This window comes from Eubacteriales bacterium mix99, assembly GCA_038396605.1.
GTDB lineage: Bacteria > Bacillota > Clostridia > Caldicoprobacterales > DTU083 > UBA4874.
Map to the genome: position 1 here is coordinate 2,883,723 of CP121690.1, position 24,628 is coordinate 2,908,350.

Annotated in this window: 20 protein-coding genes, 5 tRNA genes and 2 other annotated features; of the genes, 1 reads left to right on the forward strand and 24 read right to left on the reverse strand. The window is 48.4% G+C overall.

What is annotated here, in order from left to right; genetic code table 11:
* Positions 1-67: 67 nt before the first annotated feature.
* The 10 genes from QBE55_12930 to QBE55_12975 form a co-directional block, all read right to left on the reverse strand.
* On the reverse strand, positions 68-1,486 hold the full coding sequence (locus tag QBE55_12930) for an ISLre2 family transposase (protein WZL78399.1): 1,419 nt from the start codon (positions 1,484-1,486) through the stop codon (positions 68-70).
* 142 nt (positions 1,487-1,628) lie between these two features.
* Positions 1,629-2,075, reverse strand: coding sequence for a Cys-tRNA(Pro) deacylase (gene ybaK / locus QBE55_12935; protein WZL78400.1), 447 nt, complete (start codon positions 2,073-2,075; stop codon positions 1,629-1,631).
* Between the two features lie 92 nt (positions 2,076-2,167).
* Complete coding sequence (locus tag QBE55_12940) at positions 2,168-2,944, reverse strand: L,D-transpeptidase family protein (protein WZL78401.1); 777 nt, start codon at positions 2,942-2,944, stop codon at positions 2,168-2,170.
* 58 nt (positions 2,945-3,002) lie between these two features.
* A complete protein-coding gene (gene thiI / locus QBE55_12945; GenBank protein WZL78402.1) occupies positions 3,003-4,193 on the reverse strand; it encodes a tRNA 4-thiouridine(8) synthase ThiI in 1,191 nt (396 codons plus the stop codon).
* 4 nt (positions 4,194-4,197) lie between these two features.
* Positions 4,198-5,355 (reverse strand): cysteine desulfurase family protein, encoded by a 1,158-nt coding sequence (locus QBE55_12950; GenBank protein ID WZL78403.1) that lies wholly within the window; start codon positions 5,353-5,355, stop codon positions 4,198-4,200.
* 224 nt (positions 5,356-5,579) lie between these two features.
* A complete protein-coding gene (locus QBE55_12955) occupies positions 5,580-6,116 on the reverse strand; it encodes a hypothetical protein (protein WZL78404.1) in 537 nt (178 codons plus the stop codon).
* Between the two features lie 234 nt (positions 6,117-6,350).
* Positions 6,351-7,592: a trypsin-like peptidase domain-containing protein gene (locus tag QBE55_12960; protein ID WZL78405.1), complete on the reverse strand. Its 1,242-nt coding sequence runs from the start codon at positions 7,590-7,592 to the stop codon at positions 6,351-6,353.
* Positions 7,593-7,715: 123 nt separating this feature from the next.
* Positions 7,716-9,143: an ATP-binding protein gene (locus QBE55_12965; GenBank protein ID WZL78406.1), complete on the reverse strand. Its 1,428-nt coding sequence runs from the start codon at positions 9,141-9,143 to the stop codon at positions 7,716-7,718.
* Positions 9,144-9,827 (reverse strand): response regulator transcription factor, encoded by a 684-nt coding sequence (locus QBE55_12970; GenBank protein WZL78407.1) that lies wholly within the window; start codon positions 9,825-9,827, stop codon positions 9,144-9,146.
* Positions 9,828-9,888: 61 nt separating this feature from the next.
* Complete coding sequence (locus QBE55_12975) at positions 9,889-12,255, reverse strand: endonuclease MutS2 (protein ID WZL78408.1); 2,367 nt, start codon at positions 12,253-12,255, stop codon at positions 9,889-9,891.
* Between the two features lie 226 nt (positions 12,256-12,481).
* On the opposite strand from QBE55_12975, the gene QBE55_12980 reads away from it, so the two are divergent.
* The gene (locus QBE55_12980) at positions 12,482-13,222 is read left to right on the forward strand and encodes a thioesterase (GenBank protein ID WZL78409.1); all 741 of its coding nucleotides are present in this window, start codon (positions 12,482-12,484) and stop codon (positions 13,220-13,222) included.
* A 352-nt stretch (positions 13,223-13,574) separates the two neighbouring features.
* Here the strand turns inward: QBE55_12980 and QBE55_12985 are convergent, their stop codons facing one another.
* The 14 genes from QBE55_12985 to QBE55_13050 all read right to left on the reverse strand — a co-directional run bounded on the left by QBE55_12985 (position 13,575) and on the right by QBE55_13050 (position 24,626).
* Complete coding sequence (locus QBE55_12985) at positions 13,575-13,913, reverse strand: cell division protein ZapA (GenBank protein ID WZL78410.1); 339 nt, start codon at positions 13,911-13,913, stop codon at positions 13,575-13,577.
* 189 nt (positions 13,914-14,102) lie between these two features.
* A complete protein-coding gene (gene pheT, locus QBE55_12990) occupies positions 14,103-16,496 on the reverse strand; it encodes a phenylalanine--tRNA ligase subunit beta (GenBank protein ID WZL78411.1) in 2,394 nt (797 codons plus the stop codon).
* A 14-nt stretch (positions 16,497-16,510) separates the two neighbouring features.
* Complete coding sequence (gene pheS, locus QBE55_12995) at positions 16,511-17,530, reverse strand: phenylalanine--tRNA ligase subunit alpha (protein ID WZL79949.1); 1,020 nt, start codon at positions 17,528-17,530, stop codon at positions 16,511-16,513.
* A gap of 85 nt (positions 17,531-17,615) precedes the next feature.
* Positions 17,616-17,842 (reverse strand) — a binding site (T-box leader).
* 154 nt (positions 17,843-17,996) lie between these two features.
* A complete protein-coding gene (locus tag QBE55_13000) occupies positions 17,997-18,851 on the reverse strand; it encodes an RNA methyltransferase (protein WZL78412.1) in 855 nt (284 codons plus the stop codon).
* 143 nt (positions 18,852-18,994) lie between these two features.
* Entirely contained in the window at positions 18,995-19,354 is a 360-nt protein-coding gene (gene rplT, locus QBE55_13005) for a 50S ribosomal protein L20 (GenBank protein ID WZL78413.1), read from the reverse strand.
* A 27-nt stretch (positions 19,355-19,381) separates the two neighbouring features.
* Positions 19,382-19,579 (reverse strand): 50S ribosomal protein L35, encoded by a 198-nt coding sequence (rpmI, locus tag QBE55_13010; protein WZL78414.1) that lies wholly within the window; start codon positions 19,577-19,579, stop codon positions 19,382-19,384.
* Positions 19,580-19,603: 24 nt separating this feature from the next.
* Entirely contained in the window at positions 19,604-20,152 is a 549-nt protein-coding gene (gene infC, locus QBE55_13015) for a translation initiation factor IF-3 (GenBank protein WZL79950.1), read from the reverse strand.
* A 122-nt stretch (positions 20,153-20,274) separates the two neighbouring features.
* Positions 20,275-20,398: a sequence feature (ribosomal protein L20 leader region), on the reverse strand.
* A gap of 76 nt (positions 20,399-20,474) precedes the next feature.
* Positions 20,475-22,385: a threonine--tRNA ligase gene (thrS, locus tag QBE55_13020; GenBank protein ID WZL78415.1), complete on the reverse strand. Its 1,911-nt coding sequence runs from the start codon at positions 22,383-22,385 to the stop codon at positions 20,475-20,477.
* A 371-nt stretch (positions 22,386-22,756) separates the two neighbouring features.
* Positions 22,757-23,635, reverse strand: a complete 879-nt coding sequence (gene ytxC / locus QBE55_13025) for a putative sporulation protein YtxC (protein WZL78416.1) — start codon at positions 23,633-23,635, stop codon at positions 22,757-22,759.
* Between the two features lie 441 nt (positions 23,636-24,076).
* Positions 24,077-24,166 (reverse strand) — tRNA-Leu (locus QBE55_13030).
* Between the two features lie 62 nt (positions 24,167-24,228).
* Positions 24,229-24,302 (reverse strand) — tRNA-Cys (locus QBE55_13035).
* 5 nt (positions 24,303-24,307) lie between these two features.
* A tRNA-Gly gene (locus QBE55_13040) sits at positions 24,308-24,382 on the reverse strand.
* Between the two features lie 82 nt (positions 24,383-24,464).
* Positions 24,465-24,540 (reverse strand) — tRNA-Phe (locus tag QBE55_13045).
* Positions 24,541-24,549: 9 nt separating this feature from the next.
* A tRNA-Asp gene (locus QBE55_13050) sits at positions 24,550-24,626 on the reverse strand.
* Positions 24,627-24,628 lie beyond the last annotated feature (2 nt).

Sequence of the window (24,628 nt, forward strand, 5' to 3'; positions counted from 1 at the left end):
GCGGCATAAACGCTTGATCTATGTCGTCCCGGCTATTAAAAACGCCATAACGAGCTTTATGAAGGGCCTAATAGCGTATTCCGGCCATACTCCTCATCTCATTAAACAGCCCTGTCTTTTTCCCCATGGTAATTACAGTTGGGCTGCTGCTCCATGAACCAGCATATCTGCTTTCTGATGATTTCCTTACTTCCTTGATTAACTCATCCTGCAATTCATGTTTCCTGTTCTCCTTCTCCTTAAGCTTCTGTGCCATAACCAGGTCATAGATCCTGCCACCGTTTTTCTTATATACGATAAGTTTGGACATCCTGGCAACACCTTTTTCAGACCATCCCTTAGGCCTGCTGCTTAGCCTGCTTGAAAACACATGGCTTATATGACCTTCGGCACTGCATCCTATCAGTTCATGGCCCTTATCAGCCTTTATCTCTATTCCATGCCAGTTATTCAATATGTACCGTCTGGCATCCTTAACTGCCTTCCTCTTCGTTTTGGAAACCGTTCGTTTGAGGATCTTCTTGAAAACATCCTTGACCATGTCCTTGTCCGGCCAATCCAATGCATCCTTCAACTCCTGATAGATGTCTCCATCGTTTAAGTGTGCAGTCGCAGTTATCATATATTTCTTAAGATGAAAATTGTCCAGCACAAACTTGCTTTTGGGAATCCAGTCAAGCCCGGCCTTAATCCATGATGCCCCATCCCCGGAAAGGTATATGGTTTCAATGAAATCCATGTCGTACTGCTTGTCTATATATTCTATGACCTCCAGCCACAAATCCTCGCTCTCATCATACATGCCGCCAAAATATTTAACGTTTTTAAGCCTGGTCCTTGTTTGGCTGCTTTTTTCGGGATCTACGCCTTCATGAACATAAACCAGCCTGGGCATAGCTATCTTGCTTTTATCGTCTTCTCCCTGCAGGGAAACATGATCTTCATCTGCTTCAACATACAGTATCCTGACATCCCTCTTCTTGTCCACCTTATGCTCATGTTCGCTGATCTCAAGGTTATGTATTTTATCCATAACAGCCTGCTTGCTTATTTCGTCCATATATCCGGCTCTTTCTCCACCTTTCCTGTAGCTGCTGTCTATGGCCTCTTCCACCACATTGATCACCACATCCGCACTCACTCTGTCATGTGGCTTAAGACCAACAAGCTCATCAACGAGATATTTCCTTTTGCCACCACTCTTTGGCTTAAAATACGTTCTATTATACTTGATCGTTCCAAAGGTCGTTAAGATCCCTGTCTCATCTTTCCTGACAATCTCCCAATTGTTTTTCCTGACCCCGGACTTTCGAAGCTGTTCATCCATCCCCTCAAGAGTCTCCACCAGTATATTCCGACCAAGTTCAAACAGATCCTCCTGCAGCCCCAGAGTCAGTTCTGCCAGATCCTTACCTTCCCTTAAAAATTCTCTTACCTTATTTTCTGTTTTTCTTGCAAACTCGTTAAAATCTTGTATACTGTACATGGAAGGTGACACCCTTTCTTAATATTTTTGTGATGATCAATATTTTAGCAGGATGTCGCCTTCTTTTCAATCCTTATGGTAATTTATTACTCCTAATCCCTACGGTAACTTTACGCTAACAATTCAATCCTGTTTTCCAGGCTCAGATAAGATCTGCCAGGCGGATTTCCATTACTTTTCTCAGATCATTCAGGCTCATTTCCACCTGATACCCAATCTTTCCGGCACTGAAAAAAACAGTATCAAAGCGGGCTGCTGTCTCGTGAATGGCTGTCGGAAATTTTCTCTTCATGCCAATGGGGGAACATCCGCCGTGTATATAACCGGTAACCGGCAGCAGATCCCTGGATTTGATCATCCGAACCGACTTTTCCCTTACACATTCCGCAGCTTTTTTCAGGTTCAGTTCTCTTGCTGCCGGGATCATGAAAACATAGTGATTTCCTGATTTGCCGACGGTAACCAGAGTCTTGAACACCCGATCAGGATCCTGGTTCAAGGCCTTCACAATTTCCATGCCGCTGACTGCATCGGTATCTGCATAACAGTGGCTTTGGTAGCTGATTTTCTGGGTATCCAGAATTCTCATAACATTTGTTTTTTCATTTGATTTACTTTTTGTTCTGTGCATGAATACGATCGGTTTTTCATCTCTTTCATCGAATATACTTCCATTGAACTTTATTCAAAAGCCAGTATGCCCAGTGCCTGATAGGTTTCCCCATCCACATAGTGGGACAGCGGCATGTTATGGTCTTTTTTAAACTTCAGCAGCGCAGCCTTCAATCCTTCTCCATAAATCCCATCTATGGACCCTTTATAATAGCCCAGCTTCTCCAGACGCAGTTGCACTTCAACTACCTGAGACTTTCGATCCCCCGGCTCCAGCCGGTCAAATGAGCTTCCCATATTGCCATAGGGGCCTCCATATACAACGACACGGGTTTGGAACGGCACGATACTGTACAGCTCCTCCACATCCCGGTTCCTCATCCGGAAACATCCGTGGGAAGCCTGGTAGCCGATGGAACCCGGCTTGTTTGTACCATGGATGCCGTAAATCCCCCATGGCACATTCAACCCCATCCAGCGGGTGCCGAATCCTGTCCCCCAATGCCGTGCCTTGCTGGTAATATACCAGGTCCCGATGGGGGACGGAGTGCCTGATTTCCCCTGGGCAACCGGATATTTTTTAATCAGTTTGTTGCTTTCAAAAAGATAAAGTGTGGATTGTGTCAAATCAATCCATATATCATATGGATCTTCTGTATCTTCCGCTTTCCCTTCCTGCACCTCCGGCTCTGCCACAGCGGACTTCTCCGCGGAAAGCGCCGGCTCTCCGACAGGGGACAAAATATCCGGCCGTGACACCGATAAATCCAGCCCCCGGTACAAAAGAAGGATTGCAAGGATATAAAAAACCGCAGGTATTTTTCCCGGCCGTACCTTCTTGAACATGATCCGCACCTCCATACACCTCCTGCCTATCTCCATTCTATTCGCAGGAGGGAAGAGGTTAGAACCGATTCCGGCCCGGCCGGATCCCAATCACTTCAATATTGGCAACTGCTTCCTGTATCAGTTCTTCCCCATTGATCCGTTTTTCCGATTCCAGAATTTTCTCCAGCCGGGGATGGGTCACGGGATGCCTGGGTGTGAAAACCGTACAGCAGTCCTCATAAGGAAGGATGGACGTCTCATAGGTCTCGATTTTTTTGGAAACCGTTACGATGTCAACCTTGTCAAAGCCGATCAAAGGACGGAACACCGGCATGGAAACCGCAGCATTGGTAACTGCCAGGCTATCCATCGTCTGACTTGCCACCTGTCCGATGCTCTCCCCCGTCACCAGGGCGGCCGCTTCCTCTGAACGGGCAACCGCCTCTGCAATTTTCATCATATAGCATCGCATCAGAACCGTTAGCTGACTGTCCGGACATTTTTTATACAGTTCCTGTTGTATCCTGGTAAAGGGTACCACATGCAGCCGGATTGCTCCGCAGTAGCGGGTAAGAATCCGGCACAGATCGATAACCTTTTCCCTGGAACGATCGCTGGTATAGGGAAAGCTGTGAAAGTGCACCGCTGAAAGGGCGACTCCCCGCTTTGCAATCATATAACCGGCAACGGGACTGTCAATCCCGCCGGACAGCAAAAGAACCGCCTTTCCGCTGGTCCCGACGGGCATGCCCCCTGCACAGGGAAGAATTTCATGATACAAATAACCGGATTCCCGGATTTCAATATTCAGAACCACGTCCGGATGATGAACGTCCACTTTCAGTCCCGGCACAGCCTCCAGAAGCCTGCCGCCCATCTCCCGGTTGATTTCCATGGAATTCATGGGATACTTCTTATCCGACCGTCTGGACTCCACCTTGAAGGTAAGAATCTCCCTCCCCTGCAAAAGGGACAGCTGATCCGTCATGATCTTTTTGGAATATTCGAAAAGTGTCTCAAAATCTTTGCCCACTTTATAGGCGGGGCTGACGGAAACCAGGCCGAATACCTTCTGCAGCGCCTGGAGAACGGCCGCTTCATCTTTATAATTTTCCGCATAGAACCGCCCTTGCGCCCTGGTCACCCGTATGCCGGGAAACTCCGCCAGCGCCTTCCTGATATTGTCATACAGCACCCGTTCGAAATACGGACGATTCTGTCCTTTCAGATAAATCTCTCCATACCGGATTAAAACAACCCGCTCCATGGCTTCACCTCCTGGTGTATTCCCGTACTCTTTGTACAGACCGGCTCAGAATTGGAAGAAAGGACGCAATTTCCTCCGGTGTGGTAAGGTAGGAAAGACTGATCCGGATCGACCCGTCCGCAGTCCGGTCATTCAGCCCCAGTGCCTTCAACACATGACTGATCTTCTTCTCCCTGCTGGAACAGGCGGAGCCGGTACTGACATAGACCTCCTCTTCCTCCAGGGTATGCAGCAGAACTTCTCCCTTTGCGCCGGGAAAACTGACATTCAGAATGTGCGGTGCACTGTTTTCCGGATCCCCATTGATCACCACATCCGGAAAATCCCTCCGGATACCGGAGACCAGAGCTTCCTTCAGCTCATACAGATACCTGTCATTCTCCGCATGTCTTTCTGCAATCCAATCTGCACCTGTCCCCATTCCGACAATACCGGTGATATTTTCCGTACCGCTGCGGATGCCTCCCTGCTGGCCGCCTCCAAACAGAATGGGTTGAATCCGGACTCCCTTTCTCCGGTACAATGCGCCGATTCCCTTGGGTGCATGTATTTTATGGCCGCTGAGTGAAACCAGATCGATCCCCCATCCTTTGGGGTAAAGCGGCAGTTTGCCAAAGGACTGAATGCCGTCCACATGGAATACAGGCCGGTTTTTGCATTGATCCAGCAGGGACGCGACCTGTTGAACCGGCTCTATGGATCCAACTTCATTGTTGACATGCATAATACTGACCAGAATGGTATCCTCCCGCAGGGCATTCTGTAAAGACTCCAGTGAAATCACACCCTTTTGATCCACCGGCAGATATGTTACCTCATAACCCATCTTTTCCAGATGAGCAAAACAATTGAGCACGGACGGGTGCTCAATCGCCGTGGTAATGCAATGCTTTCCCCTGCGCCTCTTATCATATGCAGTACCCAAAATAGCCATATTGTTGGATTCTGTTCCGCCGGAAGTAAAAATAATCTCCTCCGGTTCCACCTGCAGTAAACGACTGACTTGTTCCCTTGCTTTTCGGATCCGCTTTTCCGCCCGAATGCCCAGCCGATGCATGGAAGACGGATTCCCGAAGTCCTTTTTCAGACAATCGGTAACTGTCTCCGCCACCTCGGGTACAACAGGCGTCGTTGCAGCATAATCCAGATAAATCTGTTCCATTGTTTCGCTCCCCGCTTACGTAAAATATATACCTTTGCAACGAAATGCACAAAACTCTGCCTTTCGTTACCCTTCCATCTTATCTATCCTATCACAAAATAAATTGTTCCACTCATATGAATCCCTGCTGACTCAAAAAAAGCCCCCTGTCCGGGAGCATTTTTCTGCCATCATGGCCTTGACACAGTTATCCTGTTGTTACCGCTGTGCTGGTTTCCCGCCGCTCACGCCGTTTTTACGATCCTGGGATTTGTCTTCCTGAACATCTGGATCAGCTCGTCACTGGGCTCAAAAATCAATATGGACTTTTGCCCTTCATGGGTAAAAATACCATAGTACAGCCCGCCGCCCCGGTTCAGAAAATAATTGAGCTTTTTGATACCGGGATACTGGAGCATCCGCTGAAATCCTTCATCACTGGTTGGAGCAATGACCTCAAATTCCTTGATTTCCGTCGTCAGCAGCTTTTTCCGCTTATTGTTGTTGATTACCCTGGCAATGTCGAAGGTCCCATTGGTAAAAGTGTAATCGTATTCGATCCTCTGATTGTTGCGAAGCCTGTAACAAAGAAAAGTAAGTACGCCGGACACAATCAGCCCCGCGATGACAGGCACATTCAGTGCACCACTGAAAAGTGCCATCAGAAAGCTCAAAGCCAGAAAACCAAATAAAATCATGCCGGCCCAAGCCAGGATAAACAAAAAGCTGTTGAGGCCGGTATTCACCTTCCGCACCGATTCCTCCCGAAAAAGATCCATCATTGAAAACTACACTCCCTGCATAATGAACTTTGGTATCCTTTCACAGAATAAAGAATACCCGGAATCTGTCCAATTTCATCACGTTGTTCTTATTCTATCATGAATTCTCCCCTTATGGTACCCCCTTATTTCAAATTTTGAAAAGCTAACCGGATGCATGGAAAAGCCAAAAGCCCGGAGAAGGTCCTCCCTTCCCCGGGCTTTTTCTGCCCATACAAATCCTGTTTTGTTCCATCATTCCCCATTCTGGCTTTGGGTTGCGTTTTGACTTTCATTCATATCGGCCAGCTTGACCTTCAGCACAAAATCAGATCCGTTTCTCCACAAATTAACGTTTACCACTTCACCCACTTTCTGCTTTGCAAGCTCTGCCTTAAGATCATCAAATTTTGCAATCTTCTGGTCATTCAGGCCGGTAATGACATCTCCCGGTTTGATCCCCGCATTCGCTGCCGGTCCGTTTTCCACAACATCATAAATCAGAACACCTTCCGGATATCCATATTCTTTGGCGGTATCCTTATTGATTTCCAGCTGGATGGAGACACCCAGCCAGGGTTTTGCGGGATAGTTTACCTTGCCATATTTGATAATCTCCTGGGCAATGGGCTTGAAGACACTGGAGGGAATGGCAAATCCCAATCCTTCCACCAGTTCTCCGCCCAGCTTTACAGTGTTCATGCCGATCACTTCACCGTTCATATTGACCAGAGCCCCGCCGCTGTTGCCCTGATTGATGGCTGCATCGGTCTGCAACAGCTTCAATTCCTTTCCTTCCAGCTGCAAGGTCCGGTCCACAGCACTGATAACGCCGAAGTTTACCGTACCGGCCAGTTCATGTCCCAGAGGATTGCCGATAGCAATGGCAAACTCTCCCTTCTTCACCTTTTTGGAATCTCCCAGCTTTGCCACGGTCAGATCGGGCTTGTCAATCTTCACGACGGCAATATCACTCTGGGGATCCGTCCCGATCAGTTTGGCCTTGATCGGTTCTTCTTCTCCGGACAATACAACGAACAGTTCTTTTGCGCCTTCCACAACATGGTTGTTGGTCACGATATATCCGTCTTCACTGATAATAATGCCGGATCCATAACCTTCCACGTCTTTTTTGGTCTGGGAATTGAAGAAGTAGTCCGGTACAAGCACTTCCGATTTTGAAGTGATGCCAACCACTGCTTTGTCCAGCTTCGCTGCAATGTCCACCACCGGATTGTTCTCATCCACCAGCATGGCTTTCATGTTCCCAATGGAGGGAAGGTCGTCCTTTGCTGAAGTCTTTGCCTTATCCGAAACATTGCTGTCCTGTGGGACCGTCCGATCCGCCCTTACTCCGTTTCGTCCCATAAGATTGGGGGATATGGCATAAACTGCCAGACCTCCTATTACAGCAAATAACAAAGCGATAATAACGTAGTTTTTAATGCTGCTTTTCTTATGATAGCGTTTTTCATCAAATTCATTGAAATCTTTCATTTATTGCACCTCCATTAAAACTTATTGGGTTCTTTTATCTTCATGCTTTATTATAGGCAGGTTTTTTGAATAAAATATGAACATGCTGTTAACAAAAACCAACAAAACAGGATAAAATAAAAATCATTGCTTCTTTGCTTCCTTCAGGGAAAAAATAAACTCCGACCCTTTGCCTTCCTCACTGTTGAGCCAGATGTCCTGACCATGTTCCTCAATAATCTTCTTGACAATGGAAAGTCCGAGGCCGGTACCGCCTTTTTTCTTGCTTCGTGATTTGTCAACCTGATAAAAAGGCTCCCAGATATGCACGGCTTCCGCTTTGGGAATACCCGAACCCTGATCTGCGACTTTTACATAGACTTTTTCCTTATGCAGCCAGGTTTTCAGTGTAATCACTCCGCCTTCCCGGTTGAACTTGATGGCATTGTCCAGCAAATTGATGACCACCTGCTGAAGCCGATCCGGATCCCCGTCAACAAGGCAGACATCCTTTTCAAAATCCACATTCACATCCATGCCCCGGGCATTGATCCGATCCTCCCGGGCAATCAGCACCCGCCGTATCGTCTCGTTGATATCCATCACTCTGATATCCATGGAAAATTCTCCGGATTCGATCCGGGACAAATCCAGCAGCTCATTGATCAACCGGTTCATTCTCTCGGTTTCCTCCAGGGCGATCTTCAGGTATTTATCCTGATCCTCAGGAGAAATGGTCTTGTCCACAACCCCCTGGATATATCCGCGCATGGAGGTCAGAGGCGATCGCAGTTCATGGGATACATTCGCCACAAAACTCCTTCGCATTAAGTCCACTTTCTCCAGGGAATCCGCCATAACATTGAAATTCGTGGCAAGCTGGCCCACTTCGTCGTTACTTCGTACATGAACCCTTCTTTTGAAATTCCCCGTGGCAATTTCCCTGGAGATGGTATTCATCTCCGTCAAAGGCCTGGAAAAGTGCCGGGATATAAAATACAAAAGAATCATGGATAAAATGGATGACAGAATGGTAGCTCTCAAAAGGCTGTCATAAGTATCCCATAACGCGCGGTTCATGCCTCTGACCGGAGAATGCAAAAAAATTGTTCCCTGTATTTTATCATCAATCTCCAGCGGCAGACCAACCGTCAGAACCGGCACAGGGAAGGCCTCCCCGAAACTGCCTACCCGGGTAATGGTGTTTCCCTTCAATACCTGCACGAATTCATCCACCGTTACCTTCTGATTCTTCCAGTTCACATCGTCCAGCTCCGAAGAATTGTAACTGTCCAGAATATAGCCGTGCATGTCGGTTACCCATATGGTGGTGCTCAGGAATCGGTCAATGACCTGATACTGATAATTCAGGGTCCTGTGGTCAATCAGTCCCACCTGATAAAGCTCAATATAGCCGCAGAGAGCCCTCCCCTCCCGGATCAGCTCCCTGGTACGGGTCTCCATCAGATATTGCTGAAAAAAGGATGACATCAGAACCCCCATAATCAGCAATGCGGACAATATAATGACAAAATACGCCGACATCAATCGGACAAACAGGGAACGGAACATCTATTTCACCTCAAATTTATAGCCCACGCCCCAAACTGTCTTGATCTTCCAGCTGTCTTCTTCCTGATTCAGTTTTTCCCGAATTCGCTTGATATGAACATCCACTGTCCTGGAATCTCCAAAAAAATCAAATCCCCATACCTGTTCCAGTAATTGTTCCCGGGTAAAAACCTTATTGGGATTGGATGCCAAAAAATAAAGAAGCTCAAGTTCCTTCGGCGGCAGCTCCAGTTTCCTGGAATGGTAGGTCACCGTATAATCCGAAAGGTTGACGCTCAGATTGGGATAGGCAATCTCCTTGGTCTCCTCCCTCATCGGCTTGTTCCTTCTCAGTACGGCTTTTATCCTGGCAACCAGCTCCTTGGGATCAAAGGGCTTGACCATGTAGTCATCCGCTCCCAGTTCCAGACCCAATACCTTGTCAAAGGTCTCCCCCTTGGCCGTCAGCATAATAATCGGAATATCGCTGATTTTCCGGATTTCCTTACAGATTTCCCATCCGTCCATTCCCGGCAGCATCAGGTCCAGAACCACCAGATGGGGTGGATTGGCCTTGAAGGCCTTCAAAGCCTCACGTCCATCCTCAAAGGGTTCCACGTGGAACCCTTCTTTTTCCAGATACAATTTGATCAGCTGGTTGATATTAAAGTCATCATCCACCACCATAATGCGATAATCGTTCATCTTTCCATTCTCCTCCTCCCCAAACTCTTCTCCCTGGCATCACAAAACAATTCAAACGGGATTATTTGATTTTCACTATCGTAACCCCGGATTCTCCTTCTCCGAATTTACCCAGGCGGAAAGACTCCACATGGGGGTGCCGGCGCAGCATCTTATGAATGGAATTTCGTAAAACGCCTGTTCCTTTTCCGTGGATAATGGTGACTTCGCTCAGCCCGGCCAGAAACGCATTGTCCAGATAACGATCCGTTTCCATCAGGGCACTTTCGGAATCCTGTCCTCTCAAATCCAGCTCGGAAGCGACGGAAGACATTCTTGGGCTCACCTTCCGTCTTACCTCCCTTTCCTGTCCGGGCTCCTCATCTGCCTGCTGCAAATCAGAGACCGGAACATTTGCCTTCATGATACCGACCTGCACCAGAACATTGCCGGCTTCATCCGGAAGAGTCAGCACCTGTCCTTTCTGATCCAGTGAGACAATGGATACGGTTTGCCCAAGTTTCAGACTTTTCAGCGGCCTTCGGGAGGATCGAACCGTTTTGGGAGCCATATCGTCCTCCAGCTTATCCAGGGTACTCTTCAGTTCCTTTCGGGATTCCTCCATTGCACGGTTTCGATTCTTTTCTTCAGGTTCCCTGTTCAGCTGTCGCAGCTCGCGGATGATCTGATCCGCTTCTGCCCGGGCATCCCGCACAACTTTTCTGGCATCCCGCCTGGCTCGGGCCAACAGCTTTTCCTTTTGCTGCCCGAACTCCGCCCTTTCCTTCTGATATTGCCCCTTGAGTTCCTCAATCTCCTGCAGACAGGCCTTCGCCTTTTCCTGTTCCCGTTCTGAGGCTACACGGTTTTCCTCAATGGTACTCATAACATCCTCAAAACGGGTATCTTCCTGGCTGAGATACTCTTTTGCACCGTTGATCAGAAACTCATCAAGGCCCAGACGTCTGGAGATCTCAAAGGCATTGCTCTTCCCCGGAACACCGATCAGCAGCCGATAGGTGGGGCGCAGGGTTTCCACATCAAACTCAACGGAAGCATTCTCCACTTCCTTCTGCGAAATGGCATATACCTTCAGTTCGCTGTAATGAGTGGTTGCCATCGTTCGAATCTGCCTGGAATGCAGGAAATCCAGAATGGACATGGCCAATGCCGCACCTTCCGTTGGATCCGTACCTGCACCCAGCTCATCAAACAGAACAAGGTCATCACTTTCCGCTTCCTTTACTATCTGCACGATATTGGTCATATGGGAGGAAAAGGTGCTTAAACTCTGCTCAATGCTTTGCTCGTCCCCGATGTCGGCAAAAACATTATGGAAGATCCCCATTTCCGTCCCGAAGTCTGCCGGCAGGTGCAATCCGGACTGTGCCATGAGGACAAACAGTCCGCCTGTTTTCAATGTGACCGTTTTGCCTCCTGTGTTGGGACCGGTAATCACCAGAGTATGAAATTTCCTGCCCAGCTCCAGTGTAATGGGTACAACTTCGTCCGGATTGATCAGTGGATGTCTCCCGTTTTGGACCCGAATCACAGGATCCTCCAGGATGCGGGGACGGACCCCCCGAATGGACAGGCTGAACGCCCCCTTGGCAAAGATAAAATCCAGCCGGGTCAGAATCTCCAGCGCAGACAGTACGTCATCCGCAACCGTTTCCACTTCTGCAGTCAATTCGGCCAGAATTCGCTCGATTTCCTTTTTTTCCTTCAGCATCAGCTGCCGTGCTTCATTGTTCGCCTCCACCACGGATATCGGTTCGACAAAAAGGGTCGCCCCGCTGGAAGACTGGTCATGGACAATGCCGGGAATTTCAGAACGGCATTCCTGCTTGACCGGTATCACATAGCGATCATTTCGCATGGTAATAATCGGATCCTGCAAATATTTCAGTTTCTGGGGAGTATGCAGAAACCCGTTGAGCCGGTCACGAATCCTCTCATTGGCCCGATCGATCTTTCGCCGAATGGAGTTCAACTCCGGGCTGGCGTGATCATACAGGGTTTCCTCCGTCTCGATACATCCGTTTATGTGGTTCAGCAAAGCCGGCTGCGGCACCATTTCGCCTATCATGACAGGAATTGTCACAAGCTCCGTCTTAGCCTTATGCTCCTTCATTCGCTTCCGGACCGAGCCGATCAGGGACAAAACCCGGGCAATCTGCAAGAGATCCCCGGGACTCAGGATGGAACCGATTCTTGCCTTTTTCAGCTGTGGCCGGATATCCGGAAACGGCGAGAGAAAGCTGATCCCTTCCACTGCAAGAATCGATTCCGCTTCTGAAGTTTCCGCCTGCCATTCCTGGATCTGGTCCCTGTCGGAAACCGGCTTCAGCTGCAGTGCCAGCTTTTTTCCCGGTTCCGATTGGGTAAACCCGGCCAGCAATCCTATAATTTTGTGATAATCCAATACACGCAGTGTTCTCTCGTCCATTTTTCGCTCCTTGTTATCGGCGTAAATAGTAGGAACGCCAAACTTCGTATCATTATATCACGAAAACAGGGATGCGCAAAATCTCTTTTCCTGTTCTGCTTCTGGTGCCAGATCTGAAGCAATTGCTCTGTTTTGTCAAAACACCATTTGTCCGGCAGTGCTCCTATTATGCTATAATACAGGGGTGGAAAAAGAACAAAAGCAAACTGCAGAAAGAGGGAGAGCCTTGAAGAAGGAAAACACGGAAAAGAAATTTATCTATCAAGTGCAACCGGACGTGGCGGATCTAAATGAAAACAACCTTTTAAAGCCCTATGCGTATCAAAGATTGTTTTCCGTGGTGGCGGACCAGCATCTTATGAAAATTGATCTCAGTGAAGATAAGCTGGCAAAATATGGCCTGGCCTGGGTATTGGTGTCTCTGTCCTTTGAAATCAGGAAACCTGTGGAGGGACTGGTTCCATTGTATGCAAACACCTGGCATTCCGGACGGCGGGGCCCTTATTTCCGCCGGGAATTTGTCTTTCGAAACAAGGATAATCAAATTGCATTTCAGGGCTCCAGCTTTTCCATCCTGCTGGACCGGGGCAAGCGCTCAATTTATCGGAAAAAGGAGCTTCCGTTCCCATTGATCGATGCAGTGGAAGAGATTACAATCCAGGCTGGTCCAGGCAATAAAAGCCATCCGGATTTCTCTAAAGTGGAGGATCGTAAGGTGCGAAACAGCGATATCGACTGTCTGGGACATGTCAATAACTGCCGATACGGGGAATTTGCATACGATGTTTTCACAGAACAGGAGATAACAAATCTTTCCCGTCTGAAACGGATGGATACCTACTTCCACTCGGAACTGCGGCTGGAAGATGCCTTCTCCGTTGCAAAGGCCTGCGAGGACAATCGTATCTTCTGCCGGGGATACAACAACCGGTCCAGTGTTTCATTTGATATGGTCTATGAGTTTTGACATTCTATTGTCACCAGAGCCCGGATCTCATCCGCACAGTTTCCCAGGCAGGTCCGGAGAAGATTTTCCATGGCAAGGGTTACCCCGTGATCTTTTCCAAATTTACCCATAAACTGTATGGATTCAGAGACGGATTTACCGATCAAGGAAATCATTCTTTGTGTTGGGTATACGAATGTCTCCAGTTTCATCCGCAAATTTAAAAAGATAGAGGGCATAACTCCCGGCAAGTACCGGGAGCTCATCCAAAGTACTCCATGCAGATAGTATGCGGATTCTCAAAAGCTTTCCACCAATCACATAGAGCCCCGGCTGTTTTAGTCAGGGCTCTGACAGAATCCTTTTCACATTTTCAGGAACGCTTTCCCTTCCGGGAAACATCATAAATAACAGGGGCAGGTTTCGAGTGGGGAGAATCCGTATTCGACTTTCTGGAGTCATTCTCCAGCTCTTCCAGTTGATTTTGAAGGGAATCCACTTTATCCTGGAGCTTCAAAACTTCATCTCCCAGATTTATGGCGGTTAATACAGCCGTCATGGAAGTACTGAGAGCCGGCTGAGTCCTTTCGACCTCCTCCATCTTGCGATTTACATAGATAGCCACTCTATGGATATATTCCTCCGTTTCAAAAGCCCGGACCGTATATTCCTTTCCCGCAATCTTTACAACGGTCTTTACTTTTTGTGCCATCTGCGATCAACCCCTATACTCTCGTACATTTTAATTCCGTATAACCCTCTCAAATCAATCTATCGGCTGAAACCTCTTCCTATTCGATAATGCCTTGCAATTTTATTCAATCATGATTTTAAATTTTGCGTTACTATCCCCCGTCAAAATAAATTCCCACTTAATTCTACTATGATTTTTGGGAAATGTCTATCTCAACTTTGCACCGATTTCCATTTCCAGAACGTCCAGGATCTTTTTGTGTACTTTATTTACTTCGTCGTCCTTCAACGTACGGTCGGATGCACGATATACCAGAGAAAATGCCATGCTCTTGTATCCTTCCGGTATCTGGCTGCCTTCATAAATATCAAACAGCGAAACATCCTCCAGAATTTTTCCGCCGGTTTTCCGGATCTGCTCCAGAATCTGTCCGGCCGGAACCGTTTTTTTCACAATGAGGGCCAGATCCCTTGGAACAGCGGGATAACGCTGCAGGGGCCGGTACTGGCAGCCGGTTTTTGCATGATCCAGCAGAACTGCAAGATTCAGTTCCCCAAGCATGACCCGGATATCCAGTTGATAGTTGTCTGCAACTTTCGGATGCACTTCTCCAAAAACGCCGACCGGCTGATCACCGATCCGGACTTCCGCAGTCCTTCCAGGATGCAGAGCCGGATGCCGGACAGCCCGGAAACTGATTTTGTACTCCAGGCCCAGAAGCTCAGCAATTGTTTCTATTTTTCCTTTCATGGAATAAAAATCAGAACCTTCGCCGTATTGCCCCATGGCCAGAGTCAGGACTTCATCGGGAAGATCCGTCAGCGGCAGGGATTTCGGAAGGAAAACCGGATTGATTTCAAAGATGCTGCAGTCCTCCAGACGTCGGTTATAGTTCCGGGACAGAACCTCCAGCATACTGGGCATCATGGTCGTACGCAGCATGCTCTGATCTTCTCCCAACGGGTTGGCGATCCTTATGGCAGGGGGGAAATCCATGGGATCCGACATGCCGATGGATTGATACACTGCAGGACTGGCAAAGGAGTAAGTCATGGTTTCATACATTCCCATGCCAACCATAGCCTGTTTTACGGCATCGATCCAATTTTGCTTCCGGGTTCGGATTCCCCGGGAGGCGGAGCCTTCCATCAAGGTCATTGGAATTTTATCATACCCGTAAATGCGGGCGACTTCCTCCGCCAGATCGGCTACTCCCTCCAGGTCATTGCGATAGGTCGGCACAACAGCCGACAGCGTATCTCCATCCAGGGTGATTTCCAGCCCAAGCCTGGTCAGGATGTCTTTCATGACTTCCGCGGAAAGCTTCAGGCCCAGCAGCTCGTTGATACGGTTCCATTTTACCGTAATGGTCTTTCGATCCGTGGAAGCTCCCAGTACATCAATGCACCCTTCCACCACGGTCCCGGCTCCCAGTTCCTGAATCAGCTGAGCAGCCCGGTCCACCGCCGTCCGTGCCATATTGATATCCAGTCCCTTTTCAAACCGACTGGAAGCCTCGCTCCGCAATCCCAGCGCCCTGGACGTCAATCGGACACTGGCTCCCTGGAACAGGGCACTTTCCAATACAATCTGCCTGGTTCCGTCCGTGATCCCGGAGTTTGCCCCCCCCATTACGCCGGCTACTGCAATGGGTTTGTCCGTATCCGCAATCACCAGCATGCCTTCCGTCAGATCCCTGTGCTTTCCATCCAGAGTGACAATGGTTTCTCCCGGTCTGGCAGTCCGCACCACAATCTTCCTGCCCTCTACCTTGTCCAGATCAAAGGCATGCATGGGCTGACCCAGTTCCAGCATCACATAATTTGTAATATCGACAATGTTATTGATGGGCCGGACACCGGCGGCTGCCAGACGACGGCGCATCCATTGAGGGGAAGGGGCGATGCGGATATCCCTGACGGCGCGTGCCAGATATCTCGGGCAAAGTGCGGCGTCCTCCACCTCAACTTTCAGCTCATCCTTAATCCGGCCGACGCCGGGCTTTAAGGCAATCTCCGGCATGGACCATGTCTTTCCGGTCGTTACGGCAATTTCCCTTGCCATACCCAAAACGCTGAGGCAATCCGGACGATTCGGGGTGATTTCAAAATCGATGACATCTCCGCCCAGATCCAACGCCTCTTTCACATCCATTCCCAGCGGATAGTCCTCCTTCAGAATCAGGATGCCGTCCACTTCCGCCCCCGGATAATCGCTGTCTTGCAGTTCCAGTTCTTCCCCGGAACACATCATGCCATAGGATTCCACACCACGAAGTTTGCTTTTTTTGATGGTGACTCCCCCCGGCAGCTTCGCCCCGTGAACTGCCACCGGAATCCGCTGCCCGACGGCGATATTGTTGGCTCCGGTTACGATCTGCAGCGCTTCCGTTCCTATATCCACCTGACATACCACAAGCCGGTCCGCATTTGGATGAGGCTCCACAGAAAGAATCTTTCCAACCACTACATTGGAAATCTCCTGATGCAGTGTTATGATTTCCTCCACTTTCGAGCCGGTCATGGTCAGCTGATCACCCAAAGTCCCGGTATTTTCTTCTACTTCCACATAATCTTTTACCCAATTCATCGGCAGCAACATATCAATTCCTCCTCCTAAAACTGTTTCAGGAAACGGATATCATTCTCGAACAGCAGACGGATATCATCAATTCCATACCTGAGATTTGTTATTCGGTCCAATCCCATGCCAAAGGCAAATCCGCTGTAAATGTCCGGATCGATCCCGCAGTATCGCAGCACATTGGGATGCACCATCCCGGCTCCCAGAATTTCAATCCATCCGGTATGGGAGCATACCCTGCAGCCGGAACCATGGCAAATGGCACAGGTAACGTCCACCTCCGCACTGGGTTCCGTAAATGGAAAATGATGAGGCCGGAACTTGGTCCTGGTTTCCGGACCGAATACCTGCTTCGCAAAGACATCCAGCACGCCTTTCAAGTCTCCCATTGTTATATTCCGGTCCACTGCCAGGCCCTCCACCTGATTGAAAATCGGGGAATGGGTGGCATCCACGGAATCGGAACGATAAACCCTTCCCGGGCAAATAATCTTGATGGGCGGCTTTTTGCTGAGCATGGTGCGGATCTGTACCGGGGATGTCTGCGTTCGGAGCAGAATTTCATCATTGATGTAAAAAGTATCCTGAACATCCCTTGCCGGGTGGTTCTCCGGCGTATTCAAGGCTTTAAAATTATATTCGTTCCATTCCACCTCCGGCCCTTCCGCAACATCAAACCCCATTCCCAAAAAAATGTCCTTCAATTCATTCAGTGTCCTGGTATTGGGATGGAGATTCCCTCTGGCAGGCTTCCTGCCCGGGACGGTAATATCAATGGTTTCCTCTGAAAGCCGTTTTTCGAGAGCAGCTTCCCGAAGGGCATTGGCTTTTTCAGCCAGCTCCTTCTCCAGTAAAGTCCGTATTTTGTTGGCCAGCTGACCAATCACAGGGCGCTCCGCCGGCGGAAGGCTTCCCATTTCCCGCAGGACCATGGTTAGCTTCCCCTTTTTCCCCAATACACGGACCCGAAACTCCTCCAACTGATTGAGATCGCTTATATTTTTCAGGGCCTGCACGGCTTCTCCCCTGATTTGTTCCAGTTTCTCCTTTATCAACTATAACAGCTCCTTTCCTGTTTAAAGTGGTGTGGAATATATAAAAGTGGTGTGGAATATATAAAAAAAGCCCCGTCCCGCATAATGGGACGTAGGCTGTTTCCTGCGTGGTACCACCCAACTTCATTTCACAATGAAACCTCAATACGTTTTAACGGGCGTAAATCCGGGAAGGCCTGAACAATTACGTTTCAGCCTCCGGCTCCGGAGCGAACATTCAATTCCGGATGACAGGAGCGCTTCCAGTCCACGACGCTCCCTCCCTGAATCCATCCATCAGAATCTACTTTTCTCCTTCATTGTCTTTCCTTTGTTGGAATTAATTTTCGATACATAATATAGGCAGTTACGGAACCTGTGGTTTCGAAGATCCTCCAAAAGAACTCTGACACCATGGAGACCAAACTCCTTTACAGGCTTATTTTACATAATTGTACCATACTTGCCTGACCCGTTCAAGGGATTACTTGTCCATATTCCTCCCTTTCCGGAAAATTTCGTAAATCAAAATCCCTGCCGCCACCGAAGCATTCAAAGACTCCGCCCCGCCAGTCATTGGTATTTTCACCAGACTGTCCGCCAGGTCCATCATCTGCCGGCTGACTCCCCGGGATTCATTACCGATCACCAATGCCGTCCTGTCATACCCTCCCTGCCATTGGAAGAGATCGGAGCCCTCAAGGTGACTGGCCAAAACGTGATATCCCAAATGAACCAGCCTGTCCGTTACCTCTTCCGTCTCACAGCGCACAACAGGCACCCGGAAAACCGATCCCATTGTCCCACGGACAACTTTGGGCTGATACGGGTCTGCGCAGTCATGAATCAGGATCACTCCCTTTCCTCCTGCAGCATCCACGGTACGCACAATGGTCCCCACATTGCCCGGATCCCTCACTCCGTCCAATATTACCAGGAATCCGGGGGATTGCCCAATGATTTCTTCCGGAGAATAATCCTTTTCCCGGACGACGGCCAGGACACCCTGCGGTGTCTGCGTATCTGAAACCGTCCGGAAAATCCGGTCCGTGGTAATCCTCCATGGTATGTTCTTTCTCCCTGCAAGAGTCAGCAACGGATCCGGATCAGAAGCCGGGCCCGCACCGGTTTCGGAAAACAACAGCATGTCCACGGAGAACCCGGAAGACATCGCCTCCGAAACCATCTTTCGGCCTTCCACAGAAAAGCAGTGGTTCTTCTCCCTATATTTTCCAGATAACAGGCTTTTCACATACTTCACGGTGTGGTTGGATGGGCTGGACAGGACTAAAAACGGATCCTCACGCTGTTTCTCATGCTGTTTACGAAACGAATCCATTGATTTCTCCTTTTGCATCTCAGGTTTCCTTTCCGGCCACAGGATGGACAGCCAGGGAAAACAGGAAATCTGCAGGCGCTCAGCTGCTCATAAAAATAAGGTCTCCCCCGAGGCCCTATTTTTGAAACTTCCCAATCTGTCTGTTATGCTTCCAGATTTTCTTTGGCAATGTCGACCAACTGGGTAAAGCCGTCTGCATCATTTACTGCCATGTCCGCCAGGATTTTCCGATCCACCTGAATATCTGCTTTTTTCAGACCATTGATGAACTTGCTGTAGCTCAAGCCGTTGGTCCTGGCAGCAGCGTTGATCCTGGTAATCCAGAGCTTTCTGAAATCCCTCTTTTTTAATCTTCTTCCTGTATATGCATAAGACATCGACCGCAGCACTGCCTCGTTGGCAGGGCGGAATTGCTTACTGCTGGTGCCGTAAAAGCCCTTGGCAAGTTTTAATACTTTTTTATGCTTTTTTTTGGCATTCATTGCTTTTTTTACTCTTGCCATTTCCTAAACCTTCCTTCGTCTTAAGAATTACTTGTATGGAATCATTTTTTTCACGACATTTGCCTCTGCCGCCGTAACATAGGTCCCCTTCCGAAGATTTCTCTTTCTCCTGGGAGATTTCTTGGTTAAAATATGACTTTTATAAGCTTTGGCTCGCTTTACTTTACCGGATTTTGTCAGATTGAATCTCTTGGCAGCTCCCCGGTGAGTTTTCATTTTAGGCATATTCTGTTCCTCCTTTCAAGCGGTCTATTCCTTTGGTGCTAAGACCATAATCATGCTCCTGCCTTCCAGTCTTGGCTTACGTTCTATCTCGATATCTGCGGTCAGCATAGAGTTGAAAGTCTCCATTACCTGAAAGCCAATCTCACGATGGGCCATTTCACGGCCCCGGAAACGAATGGTTACCTTTACCTTATCCCCGGCGTTCAGAAATTTATCCGCATTCCTGGCCTTCACAGCCATATCATGCTCTTCTATGGACGCGGACAGACGTATTTCCTTGACGTCAATCACTCGCTGGTTTTTACGGATTTCCTTTTCCTTCTTGGCAATCTCAAAGCGATACTTTCCATAGTCCATGATTTTGCAGACCGGAGGATTTCCCCTGGGTGCAATCAGGACCAGATCCAATTGTTTCTGATCCGCAAGCTCCTGAGCTCTTCCCGTAGGCATGATGCCCAGCTGTTCCCCGTCGTTGCCAATTACCCTGACTTTCTTTTCCCTTATTTCTTCATTGATGGAGAGTTCTTTCCTACTGATATTTATCCACCTCCACTTTTTTAAATCCTGAGCCACAGCCAATGTATTACTCCATTTCATAAGCTTCGTTTGATTTGCCGCTATACGTATTGATCACCGCATGAAGCATTCTGCCGCATCCGCCCGGATGAAGCATTCCACCCTACCCAACGAATGTGAATACTGAAAAGGAGTGGGTTAATTCTCTACCCACTCCAAAATATCATTCACCACCTGAATCAATTTTGACCTTACCTGACAAAATGCCGGAAGGTGAGAAGTGGATAGCTTCTACTTGCTGTGCTATTATCATATCACATGGCTTTCCCACTGTCAACAATTTTTCGCGGATTGCGCAATCCTTCCATGGAATCAAATGTTAATCCAGTGCTTTTTCCGATATTTCCCTTTCTATCCGGGCTTTGAAATCTTCCGGCTTCATGGTACCCAGATCGCCTTTGCTTCTGGAACGGACGGACACGGTACCGTCTTCCACTTCCTTGTCACCGACCACCAGCATATAGGGTACCTTTTCCATCCGGGCTTCCCGTATCTTATAACCGATCTTTTCATTCCGCAGGTCACTTTCCGTCCGAATCCCATCCTTTTCGAAGTCTTTCATCATTTTGCCGATAGCGTCATCGGACCGATTGGTAATGGAAAGGAACTTTGCCTGCACCGGAGAAAGCCAGACCGGAAAAGCACCGGCAAACTGTTCGGTGAGAATCGCGATAAACCGTTCGATACTGCCGAATACCACCCGATGAATCATGACAGGCCGGTGTTTCTCCCCGTCGGGCCCCACATAAGTCAGGTCAAAGCGCTCCGGCATCTGGAAATCCAGCTGAATGGTCCCGCACTGCCAGGTCCTGCCAATACAGTCCTCCAGATGAAAATCAATTTTGGGCCCGTAAAAAGCGCCGTCCCCCTCATTGATCTTATAATCCAGGCCCTTTATCTCCAGTGCCTCTTTCAATGCATTGGTTGCCCTGTCCCAATCCTCCGGGCTGCCCATGGAATCCTCCGGCTTTGTGGAAAGCTCCACGTGATATCGGAAGCCAAACACCTTGTAAAAATAGTCCACCAGATCAATGACACCGATGATCTCATCCCGGACCTGCTCCGGAAGCATAAAGATATGAGCATCATCCTGGGTAAAGCAACGAACCCGCATCAGGCCATGGAGGGTACCGGACAACTCATGACGGTGGACCAGCCCCAGCTCTGCCATTCGTACCGGCAGATCCCGATAGCTGTAGATTTTTCTCTTATAGAGAAGCATGCTGCCCGGACAGTTCATCGGCTTTATCGCGTAGTCCTCCCCATCGATTTTGGTAAAATACATATTGTCCTTGTAATGATCCCAATGCCCGGAACGGATCCAAAGATCACGGTTCAGAATCATGGGAGTGCGGATTTCCTGATAACCTCTTTGTACATGCTCCTTCCTCCAGAAATCTTCCAGTTGATTCCGCAGGATCATGCCTTTCGGATGAAAAAACGGAAAGCCCGGACCTTCTTCCTGAATGCTGAACAAATCCAGTTCCTTGCCAATTTTTCTGTGATCGCGCTTCCTGGCTTCCTCCAGGCGGTTCATATATTCCTTCAGCTGACTCTTTTTGGGAAATGAAATCCCGTAGATGCGCTGAAGCATCTTGTTTTTCTCGCTTCCCCTCCAATAGGCTCCGGCAACACTCAAAAGCTTGATGGCTTTTACCGATCCGGTGGAGGCTATATGCGGGCCGGCACAAAGGTCCGTAAAATCTCCCTGCCGATAAAACGAAATCACGGCATCCTCCGGCAGATCCCGGATCAGTTCCACTTTATAGGGCTCTTCCCTCTCCTCCATATACTGTATGGCATCCTGCCTGGGTAATTCAAACCGCTCCAGCTTCAGATTTTCCTTTACGATCTGCTCCATTTCCTTTTCAATGGCCTCCAGATCCTCTGTGCTGAACGGCTTGTCTACATCAAAATCATAGTAGAAGCCGTTATCAATGGCGGGCCCAATGGCCAGCCGGGCTTTCGGAAACAGATGCTTTACCGCCTGTGCCATAATATGGGAGGAAGTATGCCAAAAAGCTTTTTTGCCCTGCTCCTCCTCAAAAGTCAGCAGATTCAGCGTGCCATCCCCATCGATTTTCTTCCGGATGTCCACAACCTCTTCGTTCCACTCTCCTGCCAGCGTCGCCCGGGCCAGACCCGGACTGATATCCTTTGCAATATCCCATACGGTTATGCTTTCCTGATATTCCCTAATAGAACCGTCTTTCAATTTGATTTGAATCATCTCTGCACTTCCTTTCCCCAAAAATTATTAGCCCATAAAGGATTCCATAAACCGAAGAAAGTTTGTATATACATCAAAAAAGCCCTCATCCCTGTATAAGGGACGAGAGCTCTGCTCGCGGTTCCACCCTGATTGGCAAATAATGCCCGGCTTATGTGGTCCTTTAACGGGAACCGGCCGAAATGCTCCAAGGTGGTTTTCAACCGATCCTGTCCGGAAATACTTTCAGCCTTTGATATTTCCTCTCTGATGACATGGGAACCTGTGTTTACTCGTCCTTTTCCTCACATTTTAGCCATTTTTGATTTTATTACAATTATATCCGCAGAAGCCCATGTTGTCAAGGAGAAAATAGACTCTTTCCGGATCCTTTACTGCTTTGGCAGAACACCTTCCTTTGATATAGTGACTTTGCCGCAAAAAACATTGCTGATGGTATTCAAAAGCTCTGTATTCTTGATCCGGTCACACTGATGAATAGTAATCTTTCTTGGCGCTATGGTAATCAGCGAACTGATCAGCAGATCATCGTGACTGATTTCCTTGTCGGAAATTTCCCTTGCCAAATCTTCCAGCATATCGTTGTTGATGACATGAAGACTGGAATCCAGCAATATATATTTTTTATCTTCTCCCAGCTGAACATGAACTTCATCCACCTTAGGCTCCTGTATTTCCACAAAATATCGAAGCAACTTAATAAACTCCCTGTACTCTTTTTCGATCAGCAGGTCATCCACTGCCCGATCCACTGCTTCCTCCAGCTCGCAGGTAAAATCCTTCATTCGAAACCGGATAAACCCTTCCAGCACCAGTTCATCATTGTCCTCCAGATGCTCCATGATACGTTTCCATACCCGGCTGCGCCATCTGCTTCGGATCACTTCGGAACGAACCGTGGGGTTTCCGCCCCACATAATCGCCATGGCATCCCGAAGTATCTTGTTGCGCTCCTCCTGCTCAAAATAAAAATATTCATCCCGGATAATCTTTTCCACCATCTCAGACTGCAAATCCTCCAAAATGATTTCAGATACGGTATCGGCAACATATTGGTGCAGTTTATCCTGGACCGACTTTATGGTGACGCTGTCATAATCCTGGCAGCTGGTATAGTTAAGGAATAAAAGATCCCCTGCTTTTTTTTCTTCGATATCCAGTCCATCCGGCTTGCGGATCTGAGCTTTCCGGAACAACGCTTCCTTTCCGCTCATATCCCGTTCTTCCACCCCGATGGATAAAAGCTGCATTTTACCACTCCCTTCCATCCTCTTTCCATTCTTCCTCATTGTTGTTTTTTCCGGGGAAGAATGCTGTTATCATAGTACTCCGACCGATCCAGCCAAACCGGATCGATATTGCTGTATTATGAAGGGTAAGGTATCCAATTCCTGTTTCATTATATGCCGTGCTGTTTGGATAGTTTCCCTCGGAGATAGTATTCCCATGAGCATTTCAAAGTCATGATGTATTAATTGGTTGATCAGTGACTCGCTGACATGGAAAATGATGCAAACATGGAAGAGGATGCGAAACTTCGATTTTTCCTTTTTATTTTTTGCAGAACCAGGTGGTTCATTCTTCCCGACAATATTTTACGGTAAAAAGTGAAAAAATTTCGTTATGACAATATGAAAAAATTATCTCATCCAAAAACAAAAAAATTTCAGCAATGCTGAAACCCTCAATACTGGTGCCGGAGACGGGGATCGAACCCGTATGGTTTTTGTGGAACCGCAGGATTTTAAGTCCTGTGCGTCTGCCTATTCCGCCACTCCGGCAATAAGCCTGTTCGTTCGTCAGATAAATAAAACCCGGATGAAACCCAGCACCCTATAAAAAATGGAGGCGGCACCCAGATTCGAACTGGAGATAAAGGATTTGCAGTCCTCTGCCTTACCGCTTGGCTATGCCGCCTTATCTGGAGCGGGAGACGGGATTCGAACCCGCGACATTCGCCATGGCAAGGCGATGCTCTACCACTGAGCCACTCCCGCATAAATTTTAAAACCAACTGCCAATATTGGATTTCCTTCTGTGACAACTTTCCCTGCCGGAAAGTGTCCCAATACTGACTTATGGTGCCTCGGGGCGGAATTGAACCACCGACACATAGATTTTCAGTCTACTGCTCTACCGACTGAGCTACCGAGGCAAAAACAAATGGCGACCCGGGACGGATTTGAACCGACGACCTCCAGCGTGACAGGCTGGCATTCTAACCAACTGAACTACCGGGCCAA

Coding starts and splice junctions, on each gene's coding strand:
- ybaK (WZL78400.1), bottom strand. CDS start 2,075: ATGAGAATTCTGGATACCCAGAAAATCAGCTACCAAAGCCACTGTTAT.
- QBE55_12965 (WZL78406.1), bottom strand. CDS start 9,143: ATGTTCCGTTCCCTGTTTGTCCGATTGATGTCGGCGTATTTTGTCATT.
- QBE55_12950 (WZL78403.1), bottom strand. CDS start 5,355: ATGGAACAGATTTATCTGGATTATGCTGCAACGACGCCTGTTGTACCC.
- QBE55_12930 (WZL78399.1), bottom strand. CDS start 1,486: ATGTACAGTATACAAGATTTTAACGAGTTTGCAAGAAAAACAGAAAAT.
- QBE55_12955 (WZL78404.1), bottom strand. CDS start 6,116: ATGATGGATCTTTTTCGGGAGGAATCGGTGCGGAAGGTGAATACCGGC.
- pheT (WZL78411.1), bottom strand. CDS start 16,496: ATGTTGCTGCCGATGAATTGGGTAAAAGATTATGTGGAAGTAGAAGAA.
- QBE55_12985 (WZL78410.1), bottom strand. CDS start 13,913: ATGGCACAAAAAGTAAAGACCGTTGTAAAGATTGCGGGAAAGGAATAT.
- QBE55_12960 (WZL78405.1), bottom strand. CDS start 7,592: ATGAAAGATTTCAATGAATTTGATGAAAAACGCTATCATAAGAAAAGC.
- QBE55_12975 (WZL78408.1), bottom strand. CDS start 12,255: ATGGACGAGAGAACACTGCGTGTATTGGATTATCACAAAATTATAGGA.
- QBE55_12970 (WZL78407.1), bottom strand. CDS start 9,827: ATGAACGATTATCGCATTATGGTGGTGGATGATGACTTTAATATCAAC.
- QBE55_12940 (WZL78401.1), bottom strand. CDS start 2,944: ATGTTCAAGAAGGTACGGCCGGGAAAAATACCTGCGGTTTTTTATATC.
- ytxC (WZL78416.1), bottom strand. CDS start 23,635: ATGCAGCTTTTATCCATCGGGGTGGAAGAACGGGATATGAGCGGAAAG.
- QBE55_13000 (WZL78412.1), bottom strand. CDS start 18,851: ATGGATTCGTTTCGTAAACAGCATGAGAAACAGCGTGAGGATCCGTTT.
- rplT (WZL78413.1), bottom strand. CDS start 19,354: ATGGCAAGAGTAAAAAAAGCAATGAATGCCAAAAAAAAGCATAAAAAA.
- thrS (WZL78415.1), bottom strand. CDS start 22,385: ATGATTCAAATCAAATTGAAAGACGGTTCTATTAGGGAATATCAGGAA.
- rpmI (WZL78414.1), bottom strand. CDS start 19,579: ATGCCTAAAATGAAAACTCACCGGGGAGCTGCCAAGAGATTCAATCTG.
- thiI (WZL78402.1), bottom strand. CDS start 4,193: ATGGAGCGGGTTGTTTTAATCCGGTATGGAGAGATTTATCTGAAAGGA.